Raw genomic sequence first — 17,043 nt, 5'->3', positions numbered from 1 at the left:
ACTAATAAGTAGGAGTTAATTATGTTAGTCCAAGAAACACTGAAGCAAATTGGTTTAGTTGCTAAAGAAAGTGGTATTTCCATCAAAACAATTCGTTACTACGAAGAACTGGGCTTGCTCAAGGCTTCGGACCGAACTGAGGGTGGATTTCGATTATTTAACTCAAATGTTTTTACCCGCCTAAGCTTTATCAAGCGTGCCCAGAGCCTTGGATTGAGCTTGTTAGAGATTAAAGAGTTTTTGGATGTGCATGACCAAGGGGATTTACCCTGCGACCACATCAAAGCAAAACTGAATGATAAAGTTACAGCAATCGAATACCAAATTGAACAGCTACAGGTCTTGAAATTAGAGTTAGAACGACTACTTTCAGGCTGGCAAGCTGTTTATGAAATACCTGAAAGTACTATCTGTCCAATTATTGAACAAGCGATCACTGACACACATAGTGATGAAAAATCTAGCTTAGACTTAACCTTTTTGAGACACGAAAACTAACTTTTTTTCTCTGAGTATCTTTATTTACTGTCTATGGCGCGAACGGTGACACCAAACATTCAAAAATTTTTTCTATCCCCCTTGACTCTCCAGTTAAATAGAGGATTTCAGGTGATTTTAGATGAGGTGGAGTTATTCAATCACACATCTAACTCCACGATAAATTATCTCAAAAAAGGTTATTTACAGCTATGACACTACAACTTAAAGTCCCTAAACTGGTTTGCTCTGCTTGCGCCAAAACTATCACTGAGGCAATTAAAAAGGTTGATGCTAACGCTATTGTTCAAGCTGACCCAAAAACGAAATTAATTAACGTAGAAACTCAAGCATCCAGAACAGCGATTGAGACAGCGATCGCGTCGGTAGGCTATCCATCAGCGGCTTAATTTGTAATTGATTATATTACCATCAGCTATTAGTTTGTACTCTGCTGATAGCTGATCTACAGAAATTCGCACTATCTTCCAGGTAATGTTTCATGAAAATATTGATGACTGTGCTCGCGACCACTGCAACTCTATTATTTGCACAAAGTTGCTCGACATCACCTAATGCTCAAGAATCATCAACGGCAGTTTTAGCTCAACAACACAACGATCAGCATTCAACACAAGCAGAAAATCACACAGGACATTCGATGAATGATTCAAGTGACACAAAAACAAATGCAGCAATTCAAGCAAAACTTACGGTTCCAGAAACGGTCGCAGTTAATGCTCCTGTCCCATTAATAATTAACGTTCAAGATGCAACAGCGAAACCTATCGACAAGTTTGATGTTTCCCACGAAAAACTCATGCATTTAATCGTCGTCAGTGATGATCTTCGGTTTTTCGATCATCTGCATCCACGTTATGAAGGCAACGGGCGTTTTACCGTCGAGGCTCAATTACCCCAATCTGGAGGGTATACACTCTTTAGTGATTACAAACCTAGTGGACAGACTCAGCAAGTCTCGACACTCAAAACCCAAGTTCCAGGCAACAGTTCATCTTCCCCGGATATAAACTTCAAGCGTAGTCAAACATTTACCAACACCAAGGTCAATTTAGAGCTATCTACCGAAACAGTGAAAGCGGGTGAGGAAGTTGCTGTAACGTTCAATCTCAAAGGCGCTAATAATCAACCTGTCACCGATTTACAGCCTTACATGGGTGAACGGGGACACTTGGTGATTCTGCGTCAATCTACCTCGCTCACTTCCGCTGATTATATCCATGCTCACGCAGTAAAAGATACAACTCCCGGACGAGTTCAGTTTGTGACCAGCTTTCCCAAACCTGGACTATACAAGCTTTGGGGACAGTTCAATCGCAATGGTAAAATTGTCACAGCTGATTTTTGGGTAAAGGCGAACTAACAAAGAACTGGTACTACAGTTCTGATGCATTCTGATTTCTCTAGGTTTTACATCGCTTTAATTGTTGGTGAGTTATGGAATCTTCTGAGTCTCGACCTTCAAATAGTAACCGTCAGTTCGCCCCAAAGTTACCACTGAGCTTCTGGACAATGTTAGCCTTGCTGCTAGTTAGTGGCAGTGTTGGATTTTGGTGGTTTTTGGCTCCGGGTAAGGAATCACCTCCAACGGCAGCTAGCCAACCCCCGGCAACAAAGGTACAAGTTGCGACGGTGCAAACTGCCACTATAGAAGAAAGTGCAGAGTTTATTGCAAGTCTTCAGTCTCGTCGTTCTGTCACTCTGCGACCGAGAATTCAGGGTCAAGTCTCTCAGATATTTGTTCGACCAGGAGAGCGGGTTAAAAAAGGTACTCCGATTTTGAAGGTTGATGCAAAACAGCAACAAGCTTCTGTTGACAGTAGAATTGCAGCTTATGAGTCCACTCAAGCTGATTTAGAAACAGCCCAAGCAGAAGCTAAAAGCGCCCAAGCCGAAGCTAAAAATGCAACAGCGGTACTCAGGTAGAGCAGTATCCAGACATTAGCCCCGTTCAAATTAGCGTCACAGCTAACTATGTTGGAGCCAGTGCCCAAATCGTCGAAGAAACCGTGACATCGGTTTTAGAGCGACAGATTAATGGGGTCGAAGGCATGAGATATATGAATTCGACCAGCAGCAATGACGGTAATAGCACAATTACCATCACTTTTGAGCCGGATTATGACATTACAGCGGTTTTCAATTGAGTAGACTACAATTTTGATAAGCTATAAGAAGAGTAAAAATACTTATGCTTATGCCTGCCCCCTATTCAACCGATCTACGCCAACGTGTGATCAATGCTTATGAAGCGAATGAAGGGTCACAACGACAACTAGCCAAACGCTTTAAGGTTAGCTTATCGTTTGTTCAACGCTTAATTCGTCTGTATGAGAATACAGGACAAGTGAGTCCAAAACATCACGGGGGTGGAGCGATCGCTAAAATTCAAGTCGAAGATTTACCACTAGTGCAGCAGTTAGTGAGCGAACAACCAGATGCCTTATTGGTAGAATTATGTGAGCGTTTGGCACTGCGACGCGGGTTACAAGTCAGTGTGCCAACAATGCACCGTACAGTTCAAAAACTGGGTTTGACCACAAAAAAAAACAGCCGTTAGCCAGCGAACAAGATAGTCCACGAATCGAACGGATGCGTTTTGAATATCGGGATTGGGTACTAGGCGTGGACCCCCACAATTTGGTGTTTGTGGATCAGTCCGGTATAAATTTGGGAATGACCCGACTCAATGGTCGTGCAATATGTGGCGAGCGGTTGTACGATTCTTGCTCCAAAAATCGAGGACAAAACATATCATTAATTGGCGGACTGAGTTTAGACGGACTCATAGCCACTATGAGCATTTCAGGTAGTGTCAACACCGATGTATTTCTGACCTATGTTCAGGAGATTTTAGCACCTCAATTGTGGGTGGGAGCAGTTGTAGTCATGGATAATTTGTCAGTGCATCATGCACAGGTTATTCAAGACGTAATTGAATCTGTGGGTGCAAAAGTTGTATTTTTGCCTCCTTATTCACCTGATTTGTCCCCCATCGAATTATGCTGGTCAAAACTGAAGCAGTGTTTGCGTACCGCAAAAGCTCGAACCCACCAAGCTCTTAACCAAATTTATCCCTTGATTGTTACTAAGCAAATCTCATCTGATGATGCTTGGGGCTGGTTTGCTCATTGTGGTCTATTCATATGAAAACCGCTGTAATACTCTAGATTATTCATAATCTCACTATGTCTGTGATTAACTCACCCCTGCTGGGTCTTTTTGCATGTCTTAGTCTAAACTCCAGAAACAAGTAACTTCCCATCTTCATTTACAACACCTTCGGTCACTCAACAAGCAATCAGACAATAAAGCAAAGCGCACGTATCACCTCGAACCAATCATCTGTCTCGAAGATAACTGATTGTTCGCCTTGTAGTTTTGCTCCTGGATAAAAGGAATTTTCGTAAGCATCGGGTGGATGCTTGTATTGCACTTCAAGCTTAAAATTCTCAGGCAAGGGTTTCACCTCAATTTGATGTTGATGCTGCAATGCACTTTCTACACCTGCTTGAATTTGCTTAACAGCTTCCTCAGGATGAATCGTCCATACTGACTCACCAATTCCCTTCTTAGTACTAACTGTTTCAATATTTGTGTCATAAACTTTCACAGCTTGACACAAAGCAGAATCTCCAGACACAAATACGACAGGAACTTTTTCATACGCTGCAGTCATGGCTACTAAATGGAACTCGGCTATGGGTTGATCATTGAGCAGAATACAGTTTAAGTCTTCACTCAAAGTATGCGCCAGAGGATTCTTCGCAGATCCAGCCCGTGAGTGGTAGCCAATCAAAATTAATGCAGTAAAACTGCTATTTAATTCTTGAACCATGCTGTAGGGATGACCACTCCATCCTCTAATAAGTTGTGCTGGTAATGGTAATCGATAGGGATCAAGATTTCTGCCTGTGTCATGGGCATCTTTAACAATAATCTCAGTTGCACCAGCAGCTATTGCTCCTTCGCATGCTGCAATGACTTCACGAGTCATTTGCTCTTGAAAGATATCGTATTGTTGTTTACCCAGCGTCGCTTCATCCCAGTGACTGATTCCAGCTATTCCTTCGATATCTGCGCTGATATAGATTTTCATAGAGTATCTTAATTGCCATCTTAATTGATTGTTGTGGGCACTGCTTCTTATCTTCCTCGGTTATGTAGCACGCAGTGCCCACCCTACACCCTACTACACCCCTACTCCCTTACACCCTTACACCCTTACACCCTTACACTCTTACACCCTCTACTCAGCAATCCGGGCAGGTGAACCCACCCAAGAGGTACTAGCAGGTAGGGATTCGCCTTTCATCAGCATGGACAGATTGCCCAGGTTGGAATCGGGTTCCATGACAGTATCGTAGAGAACGATCGCACCACTGCCTACCGAACAGCGATCGCCAATAGTCACGGTTGATATCTTCATTACACGGTCTTCAAACAGGTGGGTTTGCAAACCACAATTACTATTGAGTGCGACATCATTCCCAACCTCTATTGTGTCAAATTCGGTGATATCGGTGGTATCGGTGTAAACCTGTTTACCAATTTTGCAGCCCATTAAGCGCAAATACCAGTTAATAAAGGGAGTGCCTCGCAGCATATCCACCAGTAAGGGAACTGCCAGGGTTTCATGGATACAAGTAACTAGTTCCGAGCGAAACACGAAATTCGACCATAAAGGACGTTCTGTCGATTTATACCGACCGATAATTAGCCATTTAGCAATGATAGTGATCGCCGTGGCTACTAGTCCAAAACCGAGATAGAGGAACGGCAACATGAGTATCAATGCTGATTCATCCCAATCATCGTTCAGCGTAATCATTGTATCAATAAGTACTGAACTTAGAACGACGATCCAACTAAGAGGGAACAGCACTCGAACTGCCTCAAAGCTCATGCGTTGCAGCACCAAACTCATCGGTGGCTTGTAGGTCGATTCCACTGAAAAACCCTGGACAACTTGCCGTTGTGGTAGGTTAATGGCTGGGGAACCGAACCAGGAGGTATCGGGTTTAGCAACTAAGCTTTTATCAGCGGGAGTAACAGACATACAGCCAATGAGGGTGTCATCGCCAATGATCACGCCTGCTGGTAGTAAAGCACTGTTACCAATGAAGGCACGCTTACCAATCTTTGTTGATTGCAAATGTATGCGTCCACACTCAACTCTGGGTACACCCATAATCACACCATCTGCAATAAAGCTTTCATCGCCGATTGTCACTAAATCCGGAACCAAAGAGGATGGTGTAGAGATTTCTGCCCGCCATCCTAGCTTTGCTCCCAGCAGGCGATACCAAGGTAGCAGATACAGGGTGGCGTAAAGCGGACGAATAATATCGAGGCTCAATGCCATCAGCTTATCAACATACCACAATCTTACGTAACGATGACTGTCTAAGCGATATGAGCCAGGTTTGACGCGTCCAACGATTAACCACTTGAGTGCGGCAATTTGTAATGCCATCAAGATGACAAACGATAAGGCTATCAAAGGTGACAAAAGCAGCCAATGTTTCTGATCACTAATGGAGTACATTTGCTCGACTCCAGGAAGAATTGGCAGAAGTTCTAAAATTGGTAGCGTCAGCAATAAAATTGCCTGGAGAGTGCCAAAATAAATTCGTCGCAGTCGCGCAGGACGGGATATCATTTTGCTTTCGTTGATTCCCACTTTAGCAGCAGGAGAACCAGCCCAAACTTCCCTTGCTGGAATCCGTTGCAGCGGTGGCAGCATTGATAAATCTTCCAGACTGGCATTTTCTTCGATGATTGTGTTTTGGCTTAGTACAGCACTAGCACCGACAAAGCAACGATTGCCAATCTTAATCGAACCAATTTCCAGCCAACCGTGTTCCAGTGTAGCATTTAGCAATCGTGCTTCGTAGCCAAGGCTACTATCTGCACCAATACTTACCAAGTCAGGAACATCGATATTAACCGAATTCAGGTAAACATTGGTTCCGATTTTAGCTCCTAGCAGTCGGTAGTAGACATTGAGCAACGGAGTACCACTCAAGAAGTGCAATGGTGTAATCGATAGCAAGTTCTTGACAAACCACCAGCGCAAGTAAAAACTGCCCCAAAGCGGATACTTTCCTGGCTTCACTTGTCCTAGAAGCAGCCACTTCGCAACAATGGAGAACCCAAGCATTAAGGGAATAATTCCTGCCAAAGTAGCGATGGACAAGAAAGCGGACTGAAGATTGCTGGCGTCGTTCTCCTGCATCCAAGTGTAGGTTAGATAAGGTAGCAACCACTGTAAGGCAAAGCAAAATAGAATGACTATTAGTCCTAATGCCTGAACGGTTACGCTCCTCAGGTAGCGTTTGCGACTCGTACGATGGAAGGGAAGAGGGGCAGTTGGAACATTTGGCAAAGCTGTTTGTTGCGTCAACCGGGTTGCTAATCCAGCAATGGTAGGGCATTGATAGACATCAAGCATGGAGACGTGACTAAACTCAGGTTGCTCTCGCAATTGAGACACCAAGCTGGCAGCCAAAAGTGAGTGTCCTCCCAAGTCGAGGAAGAAGTCATCCTTTATAGAAATTTGGGCGTGGGGAAAAAGCTTTTGCCAGATGTTGGCAATCGCCGACTCCTGCTTTGATAAGGTGACGGGCAGCGTCTGATCACTACGATGCTGACGTTGCATCCTTTGGGTTGGCGCAGGCAACTTTGAGCGGTCTGCCTTACCGTTGGGTAGCGTCGGAATGGTATCCAAAATTTCGATGAAAGCTGGCACCATGTAACTGGGTAAGCGGTGCCTTAATACTGTATGCAAACGATTTTTCAGTTCTTCAGAATCGGCAACAGGAACACGCAGTGTGATGTAGGCGACCAATTCCTCAACAGTTGTGCTAATAGACACCAAAGAGACAATAGCATTTTCAACGTCTGGGGTTTCTAACAAAACTGTCTCAATTTCCGTCAACTCAATGCGGTAACCCCTGATTTTGACTTGAGTGTCAATGCGTCCTAAATATTCAATTTCATCGTTGGGTGTTACTCGCCCCAGATCACCCGTCCGGTACAACCTTGCTTGAGGATCGTTCTGCTCAAATGGATCGCAGACAAACTTGGCGGCGGTTTGTTCCGGCAAGTTGACATAACCTTGTGCAACACCAATACCGCCAATGCAGATTTCCCCCGCTTCCCCGGAAGGAACTGGATGCAACTGCTCATCCAGAATATAGACGCTATAAGTGGGTAAAGGTTTGCCGATTGTCACCGGCTGATCAGGAAATAGTTCCGTCCAGAGTGCAGTGACTGTTGTCTCAGTCGGTCCGTAGGTGTTGAGCATCCGTCGTTCTGGTCGGCTCCAGCGTTCTACCAGATATTGGGGACAAGCTTCACCGCCAACTATTAAAGTCCGCAGTAAAGGCAGATCACGATCAATAGTTGCCAACAGTGTGGGTACACAGTACATCACCGTTATCGCGTGCTCAATCAGAAAATCGGTGAGTTCAGAACCAAGTCGTCGGTGATTGGTTGGACCAGCCACTAGCGTTGCACCGACGATAAAGGTGGGCCAAATTTCCTCAATCGAGAAATCGAAGGCAAGAATCATACCTTGATAGACGCGATCGCCACAAGTCACACCATAAATTGGTGTACATACCGTAAGAAAATTACAGATGCTGGAATGATTAACTGCAACACCTTTGGGACGACCTGTTGAGCCTGAGGTGTAAATGATGTAGCAAAGTTCGTCAACAGAGTCTGCAATTGCAATACGGTTTGCTGGTTGAATTGCTATCGCTCCGGCTACAGCATCAAGCAACAAGACTTGGCAGCACACTCCGGCAGTTATGTCAACAAACTGACTAGTTGTTACCAACAGATTCAGGGACGCATTTTCAGCAATGAAGGCAATTCTGTCTTGCGGGAAGGACGGGTCAAGCGGTACAAACGCAGCACCACACTTTAGTATCGCCAGCAATGTCACATAAGTGTTAACCGAGCGTTCGAGCAAAATACCAACCCTGCTCCCTGAACGGATACCTCTACGCAAAAGGTAATTAGCTAACTGATTAGCTCGTGCGTCCAGCTCAGCGTAACTCAGACGTTCTGTATCGCAGATAAGAGCAGTAATGTCGGGGTTGGCATCACATTGTGTTTCAAAAAAGTAGTGAAGACGTTGTGGTGGTTTTCCTAGCTTATAAAATTGAGTATTTATAGAATCATTTGTTTTGGAATACTGTTGCGTGTTGAATTTAGAATATTTATTTTCCATTAGACACCTGATATGACAAGTATTTGAATTGAGTGCGACGCCTACTATGCCACTTGTAAAGAGCTAAAGCGACAATAAATAACAATACGATTTCAATTTTTTGACACACGAATTTCCTTGATTTTCAAGCTAGTAAAAAAGGCGTTCAGAACGGCTTCTTGTTTTAAATTAGAAAGACATTTGTGAAGAAAGATAGTGTAGGGATAATTGAACTTCTCTACACAACCAAGAAGTTTAATCGGTTTGTATGGCGCGAGAATGTCAAGAAAATGGCAATATTGTGACAAGAGGAACATAGTACCAATACTCATTGGTACTTGTTATGGAAATCCATCAGTAGGATTTTCTACGAATGAAAGAAATACTTTTTCCCTTACTGAGATCTTGCACCTCAGCGATAGTATGCCTTGAACTCAAGTTCAAGGCTAATAACCCAAGTCCGTTAAAACGGACTCAAAAACTAACAAGAGTCCGTTTTAACGGACTTACAGCCGTTTTCTGTAAGGTGGGCATTGCTCACTAAGATCTCAAATGTCTATTACATAGGCTTTTCTGAGCAATGCCCACCCTACGATTTGTGGTCTATTCATATGAAAACTGCTGTAAACTTTGAGCCAAGAAATTTATTTCTTGGCGGACGAAAGTTATAGCAGTTGCCAGGTAGATTAGGACATCAACTATTAAAGCTGCTCCCTGCTCCCTGCTATATGATGCAAGATCTGAGCTTACAACGCCAGATGCCTCAAGTCGGGGAACCCTTTCGGCAGTTCCTCATGGGGGAAACCCCCAAGACCAGACTGCCTCACCCCGGCACTGGCTCCCCTTACACCCCTGTGTTTCCTAACACATGTGGTGTTAAGAACGATCGCAAGCACAGCATCTGGATCAATTGGTTTGGCAATGTGATGTAGAAATCCTGCTGCGATCGCTCGCTCTTGATCAACTTCTGCAGCATAAGCTGTCAAGGCGATCGCCGGAACCTGTCCACCTTGCTCAACCGGAAGGGCACGAATTTGACGCATCATCATGTAGCCATCCATCTCTGGCATTCCAATATCGCTGACGATGATATCGGGAATTGATTGGGAAAAAGCTTGGAGTGCATCAATCCCAGATCCAACGCTTGTAACAATCGCATTTGCTTGCTCTAAAATAAAAGCGACGAACTGCCGCGAATCTGCCTCATCATCTACCACTAAGATGCGAATGCCGCTCAAGTCGCCTGTATGAGATGATGATTGCTGTGGAGTAGGTAGTTCATTTGACTGGCAAGCAAGCGGAATTTGAACAGTAAAGGTGGCTCCTTGCCCTTCACCAGGACTATCTACTGTGACAGTTCCACCGTGCATTTCAACTATTTGCCGGACGATCACCAGCCCTAACCCCAGCCCGCCAAACTTGCGTGTTGTTGCTCCATCTTCTTGGCGGAAATGCTCAAACACGTACGGCAAAAAGTCAGAACCAATTCCTTTTCCTGTGTCTTTGACTTGGATTTGGGCGTTACTTCCTACTTGGGTTAATTCAACAGCTATTTGTCCGCCTGCAGGAGTAAATTTCACTGCATTGGTTAGGAGATTCCATACCACTTGTTGTAATCGTCCGGCATCACCGTTAACTGTGCCGACTGCTTCCGGGATGGTTGTTTGAATCTGTAGCGATTTTGCTTCTGCGGCTAATCGAACTGTTTCGAGGGCGGCACAAATTACCGTGCTAAGATTAACAGGTGTTATCGTCAAGCTCAACTTGCCGCGCAGAATTCGGGAGACGTCGAGGAGATCGTCAATCAGCTGCACCTGCAATTTGGCGTTGCGATTAATTGTAGCAAGGGCGTTAGCCGTTTTTGCAGCATCGAGTTTACCCTGTTGCAGAAGTTTTGACCATCCCAGAATTGGATTAAGCGGTGTGCGTAATTCGTGGGAGAGGACTGCTAAAAATTCGTCTTTGATACGGTTTGCTCGTTCAGCTTCTGCCCTTGCTTGTTGTTCTTGAGCAAGGATACGATCTCGTTCTATGTCAAATTGAATGCGATCAGTTATGTCCCGTGAAATGGACAGCAGTCGTTCTGCCTCTCCTGTGGAATCTAAAATCGGCGAAATCATCACTTCCCACCATTTTGGAATTCCATCGGCGGTGGGACAGTAACCTTGAAATCGACCTACACCACCTGATAACGCCGCTCTGATCGCAGCTTGTGCTGCTTGTCGGTCCTCACCTTGCCAAAATTGTATCCAATCGCTGTTGAGATAACAGCCCAAGTCACAAATATTTAGTAAACGCTGCCCACCTGAATTGATGTAGAGTATTTTTCCATCTAAGTCCAATACCTTGATACAGTCGTAGCTGCTCTCCAAAATTTGGTGATTTAATTCTTCGCTTTCGCGCAGTGACGCTTGTGCTTGTTTACGTTCGGTAAAATCAACCACCACTCCTAGCAATCGGGACGGAATGTTGTCCGCGTCTCGGTAAACACTACCCTTCGCCCAAATCCAACGAAGTTGTCCATCCGAGCTGATAATTCTGCATTCAAAATCCCAATCTGCCCAAGTTGAGAGCGTGTGCTGGAACTTTTGAGCAACAGAAGCTCGATCATCAGGGTGAACGTATGTTAAGAAGATTTCGTAACTCCATTCTGGCAGCAGTGAGTCATAACCAAAAATTTGGTCGTGTCTGAGTGATCGCCTCGCGCTATAAGGTTGAGTCGTCAAATCTAAATCCCACTCACCAATCTGGCAAGAGTCGAGCACAAACTGTAATCGCGCTTCGCTTTCTCGCAGAGTAGCTTCAGCTTGTTTGCGAGCAGTGATGTCCATTGACATACCCATCATACGCTCAGGATTGCCTGCTCTGTCATAAATCGGACAACCTCGCACCAGCGCCCAGTGAATACTAGCATCGTCCCAAACGGTGCGGTACTCCACATCGTAATCAGTGCGATTAACGATTGAGTCTTGTATCGCTGCTTGCACCCAAGCCCGATCATCTGGATGGATCCGTTGCATCAAAATCTGGTGCGAAAACTCAGATGAAAGTGGAACACCAAAGTTCATTTTGCATTGGTTAGAGACAGATAAAACGTTTGTCTTGAGATCAAGTTGCCAGGAGCCAAGCTTACTGGTTTCAAGTGCAAGTTTAAGCTGTTGATCGCGTTCTCCTAAGGCTGCTTCAACGCGCTTGCGTTCAGTAATATCAATTAGCCAGCCATCCCATGCAATTCCATCTAAGGTTTCCTCTGCACTGGATCGACCTTGAATCCACTTGAGTCGCCCTGAAGGGGTGATCACACGTCCCACCCAGTCCCACGGCAGAAAATGCTCAATCGCATAAGCAACCGACACTTGAAACGAGGCTAAGTCTTCTGGGTGGATTAAGTCCCAAATGGAATTGGCATCTTGAAGTGCAGTTTCTGGTTCTATTTCAAACAAGTCGTAGCAGCCATAATTAACGAAAACAAAGCGACTTGAACCATCTACACCAGGAACATACCTGTACACCATCCCTGGCATATTGGCAAGCAGGTTTTGAACTCGGTGTTGACTGTCGTACAGCAATGTCTCTGCTAGCTGTCGTTCTAATTCTGTAGCAATCCGTACAGCAAAGATTGTTAGGAGTGATTCGGTTAATGCAATCGCCTCTAAAGGTTTGTCGTCCATCACACCCAGCAAACCGAGTGCAGCACCTGTCGAGTCGTAGAAGGGAATTGCGGCATAACTTTCCACCTGAAATGGAGCCAACAGGGGGGCGTCTGGAAACTGCTGCTGCACGTTGTGGGGATAGCAGCACAGCTTGCGTTGCTGGATGACTTCTTGGCAAGGGGTGTCGCGCAGCAAATACTCGAAGTTGTCTACGATGCGTCCATCTGCACAGACTGCGATCGCTTCAATCACTTCTGGTTCATGCTTTGCTAACAACCCAATGTAAGCATACTTCACGCCTAACGCCTTACTCAAATGTTGCACGAGCGAGTAAAGAAACGTTTCTCCTACGCTTGTTGCAACACCAGCAGATACAGCAGTCAATGCTATATTCGTTTGAGCCACTTTCCGAGCAGACAGCCGTAGTTCTAGTTGCGTCATCACTTGACGACTTAAAATGCGTAAGCCATTGATTTGCTTTTCACTCATCTGACGTGGAACAAAATCCAGCACACACAGCGTTCCAACAACATAGCCGTCTGACGTGGTCAGGGGAACTCCTGTATAGAAACGTAGACCGTTATCAGACACTGCTAAATTTGTGGCAAACTCTGGATTTGCTTGCGTATCTGGAATGATTAACGAGTCTCCCGTTTGAACAATAGCAGGACAAAACCCTATATCCAATGGTAATTCCGTCATTTGCACTCCAAAGCTCGACTTAAACCACTGGCGATCAGCATCCACAAAAGTAATAAGCGCGACTGGAGTTTGGCAAATCTGAGCTGCTAATTGCGTCAGATCATCAAATGCAGCATCCGGCGGAGTATCCAGGATATCGTACCGATGGAGTACTGCCAACCGGTTTGTGTCAGTGATTGGGAGAGGTAGTTTCGGTAAGGAGTGTTCAGGCAACATTTAGTTCTAGGGGAACTGGTGAAAAAATTAGGATTTGAAAACTGAGATCTTGCACCAGCTTTTGGGCCCGCCAAGAAATAAATTTCTTGGCTCAAAGTTCAAGTAAGCTAAAGCTTACTGAATATACATACCAGTCCGTTTTAACGGACTTTGGTTATAAGCCTTGAACTTGAGTTCAAGGCGTACTCAGGGGAAGGTGCAAGATCTGAGAAAATCAACAACTGACTGGTGTGAGCGATGATCACGAAAGCTTTCTATATATAATTTTAAGGACACAGGGTTGCTGTTGTATGTTGCAACTGGTCTAAATGCTCAAATAACTTTTTCCTTTTCACTAAAGTCATTAAACAGCGACAAGTCATCCCATGTATTTTCTATCAAAAAACGTAGGCACTCGTTGAATCAACTATCTTTTGGTATATTTTTTTGACTGCACGGCTTCATCAACCCAAATAAGCTTTTTTCACTCGCTCATCAGTAATTAATTGTGATGCTGCACCTGATAATGTAATGCAACCTGCTTCTAATACATAACCACGGTCTGCAATTTGTAGGGCAAGATTGGCGTTTTGTTCAACTAGAAGGATAGTAACGCCTGTTGCACGCAGATTCTGAATAATACTGAAAATTTCACGAACAATTGTTGGTGCTAAACCTAAGCTAGGCTCATCTAAAAGCAAAAGTTTAGGTTTACTCATCAAAGCACGAGCTATTGCTAACATTTGTTGTTCACCACCACTGAGAGTTCCTGCAAGTTGATGACGCCTTTGTGCTAAACGCGGGAACATCTCAAATTGGTACTGAATATCATTTCTCACCTCTGTTTGATTAGAGCGAATATAAGCACCCAAAAGTAAATTATCTAAAACTGTTTGCCGAGCTAATACTCTTCTTCCTTCAGGACAGTGGGCAATCCCCAATTGTACAACTTCATGAGGTTGGCGACGCGTAATATTGCGTCCGCTGTACATAATTGTGCCGTGGCGAGGATTAATTATTTTGGAAATAGCGCGGAGAGTCGTCGTTTTGCCAGCACCATTAGCACCTATGAGGGTAACAACCTCACCATTGTTCACGAATAAGTTAATTTTTTGTAGAGCTTCAATTCCCCCATAATTAACATAAAGGTCTTTGATTTCTAATATTGGAAAATCTTGTTGATTATTTAAAACATCTGTATTCATTTGTCTACATTCGTGATTAAAATTTATCAGTAAACAGTTATCAAATAAATGTTTACTGTTTACTGTTAACCCTTCGGGTTCGCCCTTCGGGTATCTCCTGCGGAGACGCTACGCGAACGCAGTCGCCTACGGAGGGAGACCCTCCTGCAGCGCTGTCTCACCAGATGCCTCTGTCGGGAAACCCTCTCCGTTTGCGTAGCGCCCCCTTCGGGGCTAGTTGCCACAACGCGGGGAACCCGCGCAAGGCACTTCTCTCTGCAGCACTGGACTCACTGTTCACTGATTTCATATCCTTAATCGTTACCTAAATACGCTTCAATAACAGCTTGGTTACTTCTAACAACAGATGGTTCCCCCAAAGCAATCAACTGACCAAAATCTAAGACAGCAATACGGTCACACAAACCCATAACCAAGGGGACATGATGCTCAATAAGAATTATCGTCAAGTGGAATTTGTCCCGTAGATTACGGATAAATTTACTTAGTTGTTGCTTTTCATTAGGGTTCATGCCTGCTGCTGGTTCGTCTAACAGTAAAATTTGCGGTTCTAAGGCAAGGGCACGGGCAATTTCTAGTCGTCTTTGGTCGCCATAGGAAAAATTTTTAGCCTTTTCGTCAAGACGCTCACCTAAACCAACAAGCTCTAGTAATTCTAAAGCTTTTTGCTTACTTTTTTGTTCTTCCCTAGGAGCCGGTGGCAATCCGAAAATACCTTTAAACGTATTAGTTTTGATACGGCAATCACGCGCAATTCTCACATTTTCTAATGCTGATAGTTCAGCAAATAAGCGAATATTTTGGAATGTTCGTCCAATACCTAAACTTGCAATTTGGTGAGGATGTAATTGAGAAAAATCGGCACCATGATAAAGTAATTGTCCACTAGAAGGTGTGATAAAGCCTGTCATCAAATTAAACAAAGTTGTCTTACCAGCCCCGTTGGGACCAATGAGTCCAAATATTTCAAACTGAGTTATTGTGAAAGAGACGTCATTAACCGCTACTAATCCCCCAAAACGGCGAGTGAGATTTTTCACCTCTAATATTGGTAATCCCAACTGACTTGTAGTGAAACTTTCTTGATTCATTGTATTTATTTAAATAGATTTATTTAAAAATACTATTACTGCGCTTTCTCCATTTTTTCAAGAAATCTGGAGTGACAAGACCTTGGGGGAAAAATATTGTACCAATCACTATAAGTAATCCAAAGAGAATTAATCTACCATCTCGTAGAAATTGCGCAAACCAAGAAGGTAAACCGCTTGTATCTGCTATTGATCTCAATACTTCTGGCAAAGCTGTAAATACCATACCTCCAACAACTGGACCTAAGAAAGTTCTGGAACCACCAATTAACACAAAAGTTAAGTAGATAATACTAGCATCAAAGGTTCCTTGACGTGCATTCCAGGTGTTGAGAAAATGGGCGCTAACTGCACCAACCATTCCAGCCAGAATACATCCTGAGGTGAATGCCAAAACTTTATAGTAAGTTGCATTAACTCCCATCGCACCAGCAGCCAATTCATCTTCACGGATAGCGATAAATGCTCTTCCGACTCGGATGCGTTCTAAACGGTAAATGAATGCAATGCTAATGAACAGCAATGGTAGGACAATCCATAAATATTCAATTGGTGTTTCAAAAGGTTGAGGGATACCAAAAATGCCGACAGCACCACCTGTAATATCCAAATTTAGGGATATGACTCGCAGAACTTCTACAAAAGCAATGGTGGCGATCGCCAAATAAATCCCCCGCAACCGCAACGCCGGAATTCCCACCGCCACCCCCACTAAACCAGAAATAACTGCAGCAATCAACATCTCCACTAAGAGTAGTGGAATGGGGAATGAGTTACTCTTGGAAGCAAAAACAGTTGTAGAGAGAATCGCAGCAGTGTAACCACCCAAAGCATAAAAACCAGGGCTTGCCATAGATAACTGTCCTGCCATAAGTGGCAAGTATAACGATAGCCCCAGCAAGGCCCCTATTACCATAGAGACGATAAGAGAACCGTAAGTAGCGAAAAATTCAGCCATCTTAATATAGTTTTGACCAAAAGTTTTGACCAAGAGTTTTGACTAACCTTTAGTAAGGTGTTCCATCTTTGTGGATAAATCCGCTGAACTTCCCATCAGGATCAGCTTGTGTCATCAAATCATGATCAGGATAAGTCGCTTCGTCATAGAGAGTGCGGTCGCCTACCTCCAGATAAACTGCAACCACCGATGAGCGATTAACTAAATGATGTCCATTTGCCTCATTGGCTGGAAATCCTGCCGCCATTCCCGGTTTGAGAATTTCGGCACCTGCATCTGTGATTAAAGTCAACTCACCTTCCAAGACATATATGAATTCATCTTGATGTGAATGCCAATGTCGCAAAGCAGAACAGCTTCCAGGTTCTAATTTCACCAAATTCACCCCAAAGTTTTTTAGTCCTGCAAAATTGCCTAACCGTTGTCGAATTCGTCCTGCAACCATTGGCTTGAACTCATCGGGGTAATTCGAGCGTTTTTCAGTAGGGACTTTTTCTGGGTCGATAATCATGAGAATGAC

The 17,043-nt window shown here is 44.1% G+C and carries 13 protein-coding genes and 1 pseudogene; 7 read left to right on the top strand and 7 right to left on the bottom strand.

The annotated features are described in order from the left end of the window. Positions 1-21: 21 nt before the first annotated feature. The 7 genes and pseudogenes from DP114_RS27735 (at position 22) to DP114_RS27705 (ending at position 3,648) form a co-directional block, all read left to right on the top strand. Positions 22-498, top strand: a complete 477-nt coding sequence (locus tag DP114_RS27735) for a heavy metal-responsive transcriptional regulator (protein ID WP_171977652.1) — start codon at positions 22-24, stop codon at positions 496-498. A 191-nt stretch (positions 499-689) separates the two neighbouring features. Further along, positions 690-887, top strand: coding sequence for a heavy-metal-associated domain-containing protein (locus DP114_RS27730; protein ID WP_171977651.1), 198 nt, complete (start codon positions 690-692; stop codon positions 885-887). A 104-nt stretch (positions 888-991) separates the two neighbouring features. Continuing rightward, the gene (locus tag DP114_RS27725) at positions 992-1,861 is read left to right on the top strand and encodes a hypothetical protein (RefSeq protein ID WP_169268231.1); all 870 of its coding nucleotides are present in this window, start codon (positions 992-994) and stop codon (positions 1,859-1,861) included. A gap of 74 nt (positions 1,862-1,935) precedes the next feature. Then, a complete protein-coding gene (locus DP114_RS27720; protein WP_246162838.1) occupies positions 1,936-2,424 on the top strand; it encodes an efflux RND transporter periplasmic adaptor subunit in 489 nt (162 codons plus the stop codon). Beyond that, positions 2,421-2,627 (top strand): annotated as a pseudogene (locus DP114_RS27715) (efflux RND transporter permease subunit); the annotation flags it as partial. The gene DP114_RS27720 and the pseudogene DP114_RS27715, both read left to right, overlap by 4 nt. Before the next feature lie 62 nt (positions 2,628-2,689). Further along, on the top strand, positions 2,690-3,058 hold the full coding sequence (locus DP114_RS27710; RefSeq protein ID WP_246162836.1) for a helix-turn-helix domain-containing protein: 369 nt from the start codon (positions 2,690-2,692) through the stop codon (positions 3,056-3,058). A 23-nt stretch (positions 3,059-3,081) separates the two neighbouring features. After that, the gene (locus DP114_RS27705; protein ID WP_246163437.1) at positions 3,082-3,648 is read left to right on the top strand and encodes an IS630 family transposase; all 567 of its coding nucleotides are present in this window, start codon (positions 3,082-3,084) and stop codon (positions 3,646-3,648) included. A 151-nt stretch (positions 3,649-3,799) separates the two neighbouring features. Here the strand turns inward: DP114_RS27705 and DP114_RS27700 are convergent, their stop codons facing one another. The 7 genes from DP114_RS27700 to DP114_RS27670 all read right to left on the bottom strand — a co-directional run bounded on the left by DP114_RS27700 (position 3,800) and on the right by DP114_RS27670 (position 17,034). Further along, complete coding sequence (locus DP114_RS27700; protein ID WP_169268230.1) at positions 3,800-4,597, bottom strand: M55 family metallopeptidase; 798 nt, start codon at positions 4,595-4,597, stop codon at positions 3,800-3,802. A gap of 150 nt (positions 4,598-4,747) precedes the next feature. Then, the gene (locus DP114_RS27695; RefSeq protein WP_171977650.1) at positions 4,748-8,740 is read right to left on the bottom strand and encodes a Pls/PosA family non-ribosomal peptide synthetase; all 3,993 of its coding nucleotides are present in this window, start codon (positions 8,738-8,740) and stop codon (positions 4,748-4,750) included. A 725-nt stretch (positions 8,741-9,465) separates the two neighbouring features. Next, entirely contained in the window at positions 9,466-13,290 is a 3,825-nt protein-coding gene (locus DP114_RS27690) for a PAS domain-containing protein (protein ID WP_171977649.1), read from the bottom strand. A gap of 443 nt (positions 13,291-13,733) precedes the next feature. Further along, positions 13,734-14,474 carry an ABC transporter ATP-binding protein gene (locus DP114_RS27685; RefSeq protein WP_169268227.1) on the bottom strand — a complete coding sequence of 247 codons (741 nt, stop codon included), beginning with the start codon at positions 14,472-14,474 and terminating at the stop codon, positions 13,734-13,736. 293 nt (positions 14,475-14,767) lie between these two features. Then, on the bottom strand, positions 14,768-15,565 hold the full coding sequence (locus tag DP114_RS27680; RefSeq protein ID WP_169268076.1) for an ABC transporter ATP-binding protein: 798 nt from the start codon (positions 15,563-15,565) through the stop codon (positions 14,768-14,770). A 19-nt stretch (positions 15,566-15,584) separates the two neighbouring features. Beyond that, positions 15,585-16,523 carry a branched-chain amino acid ABC transporter permease gene (locus tag DP114_RS27675; RefSeq protein ID WP_171977648.1) on the bottom strand — a complete coding sequence of 313 codons (939 nt, stop codon included), beginning with the start codon at positions 16,521-16,523 and terminating at the stop codon, positions 15,585-15,587. A gap of 49 nt (positions 16,524-16,572) precedes the next feature. Next, positions 16,573-17,034: a cupin domain-containing protein gene (locus tag DP114_RS27670; RefSeq protein ID WP_171977647.1), complete on the bottom strand. Its 462-nt coding sequence runs from the start codon at positions 17,032-17,034 to the stop codon at positions 16,573-16,575. Positions 17,035-17,043: the final 9 nt, after the last annotated feature.

It is taken from the genome of Brasilonema sennae CENA114, from assembly GCF_006968745.1.
Taxonomy (GTDB): Bacteria; Cyanobacteriota; Cyanobacteriia; order Cyanobacteriales; family Nostocaceae; genus Brasilonema; species Brasilonema sennae.
The sequence above is the reverse complement of the archived record's forward strand: the minus strand, read 5'-3'. Positions and strand labels throughout refer to the sequence as shown.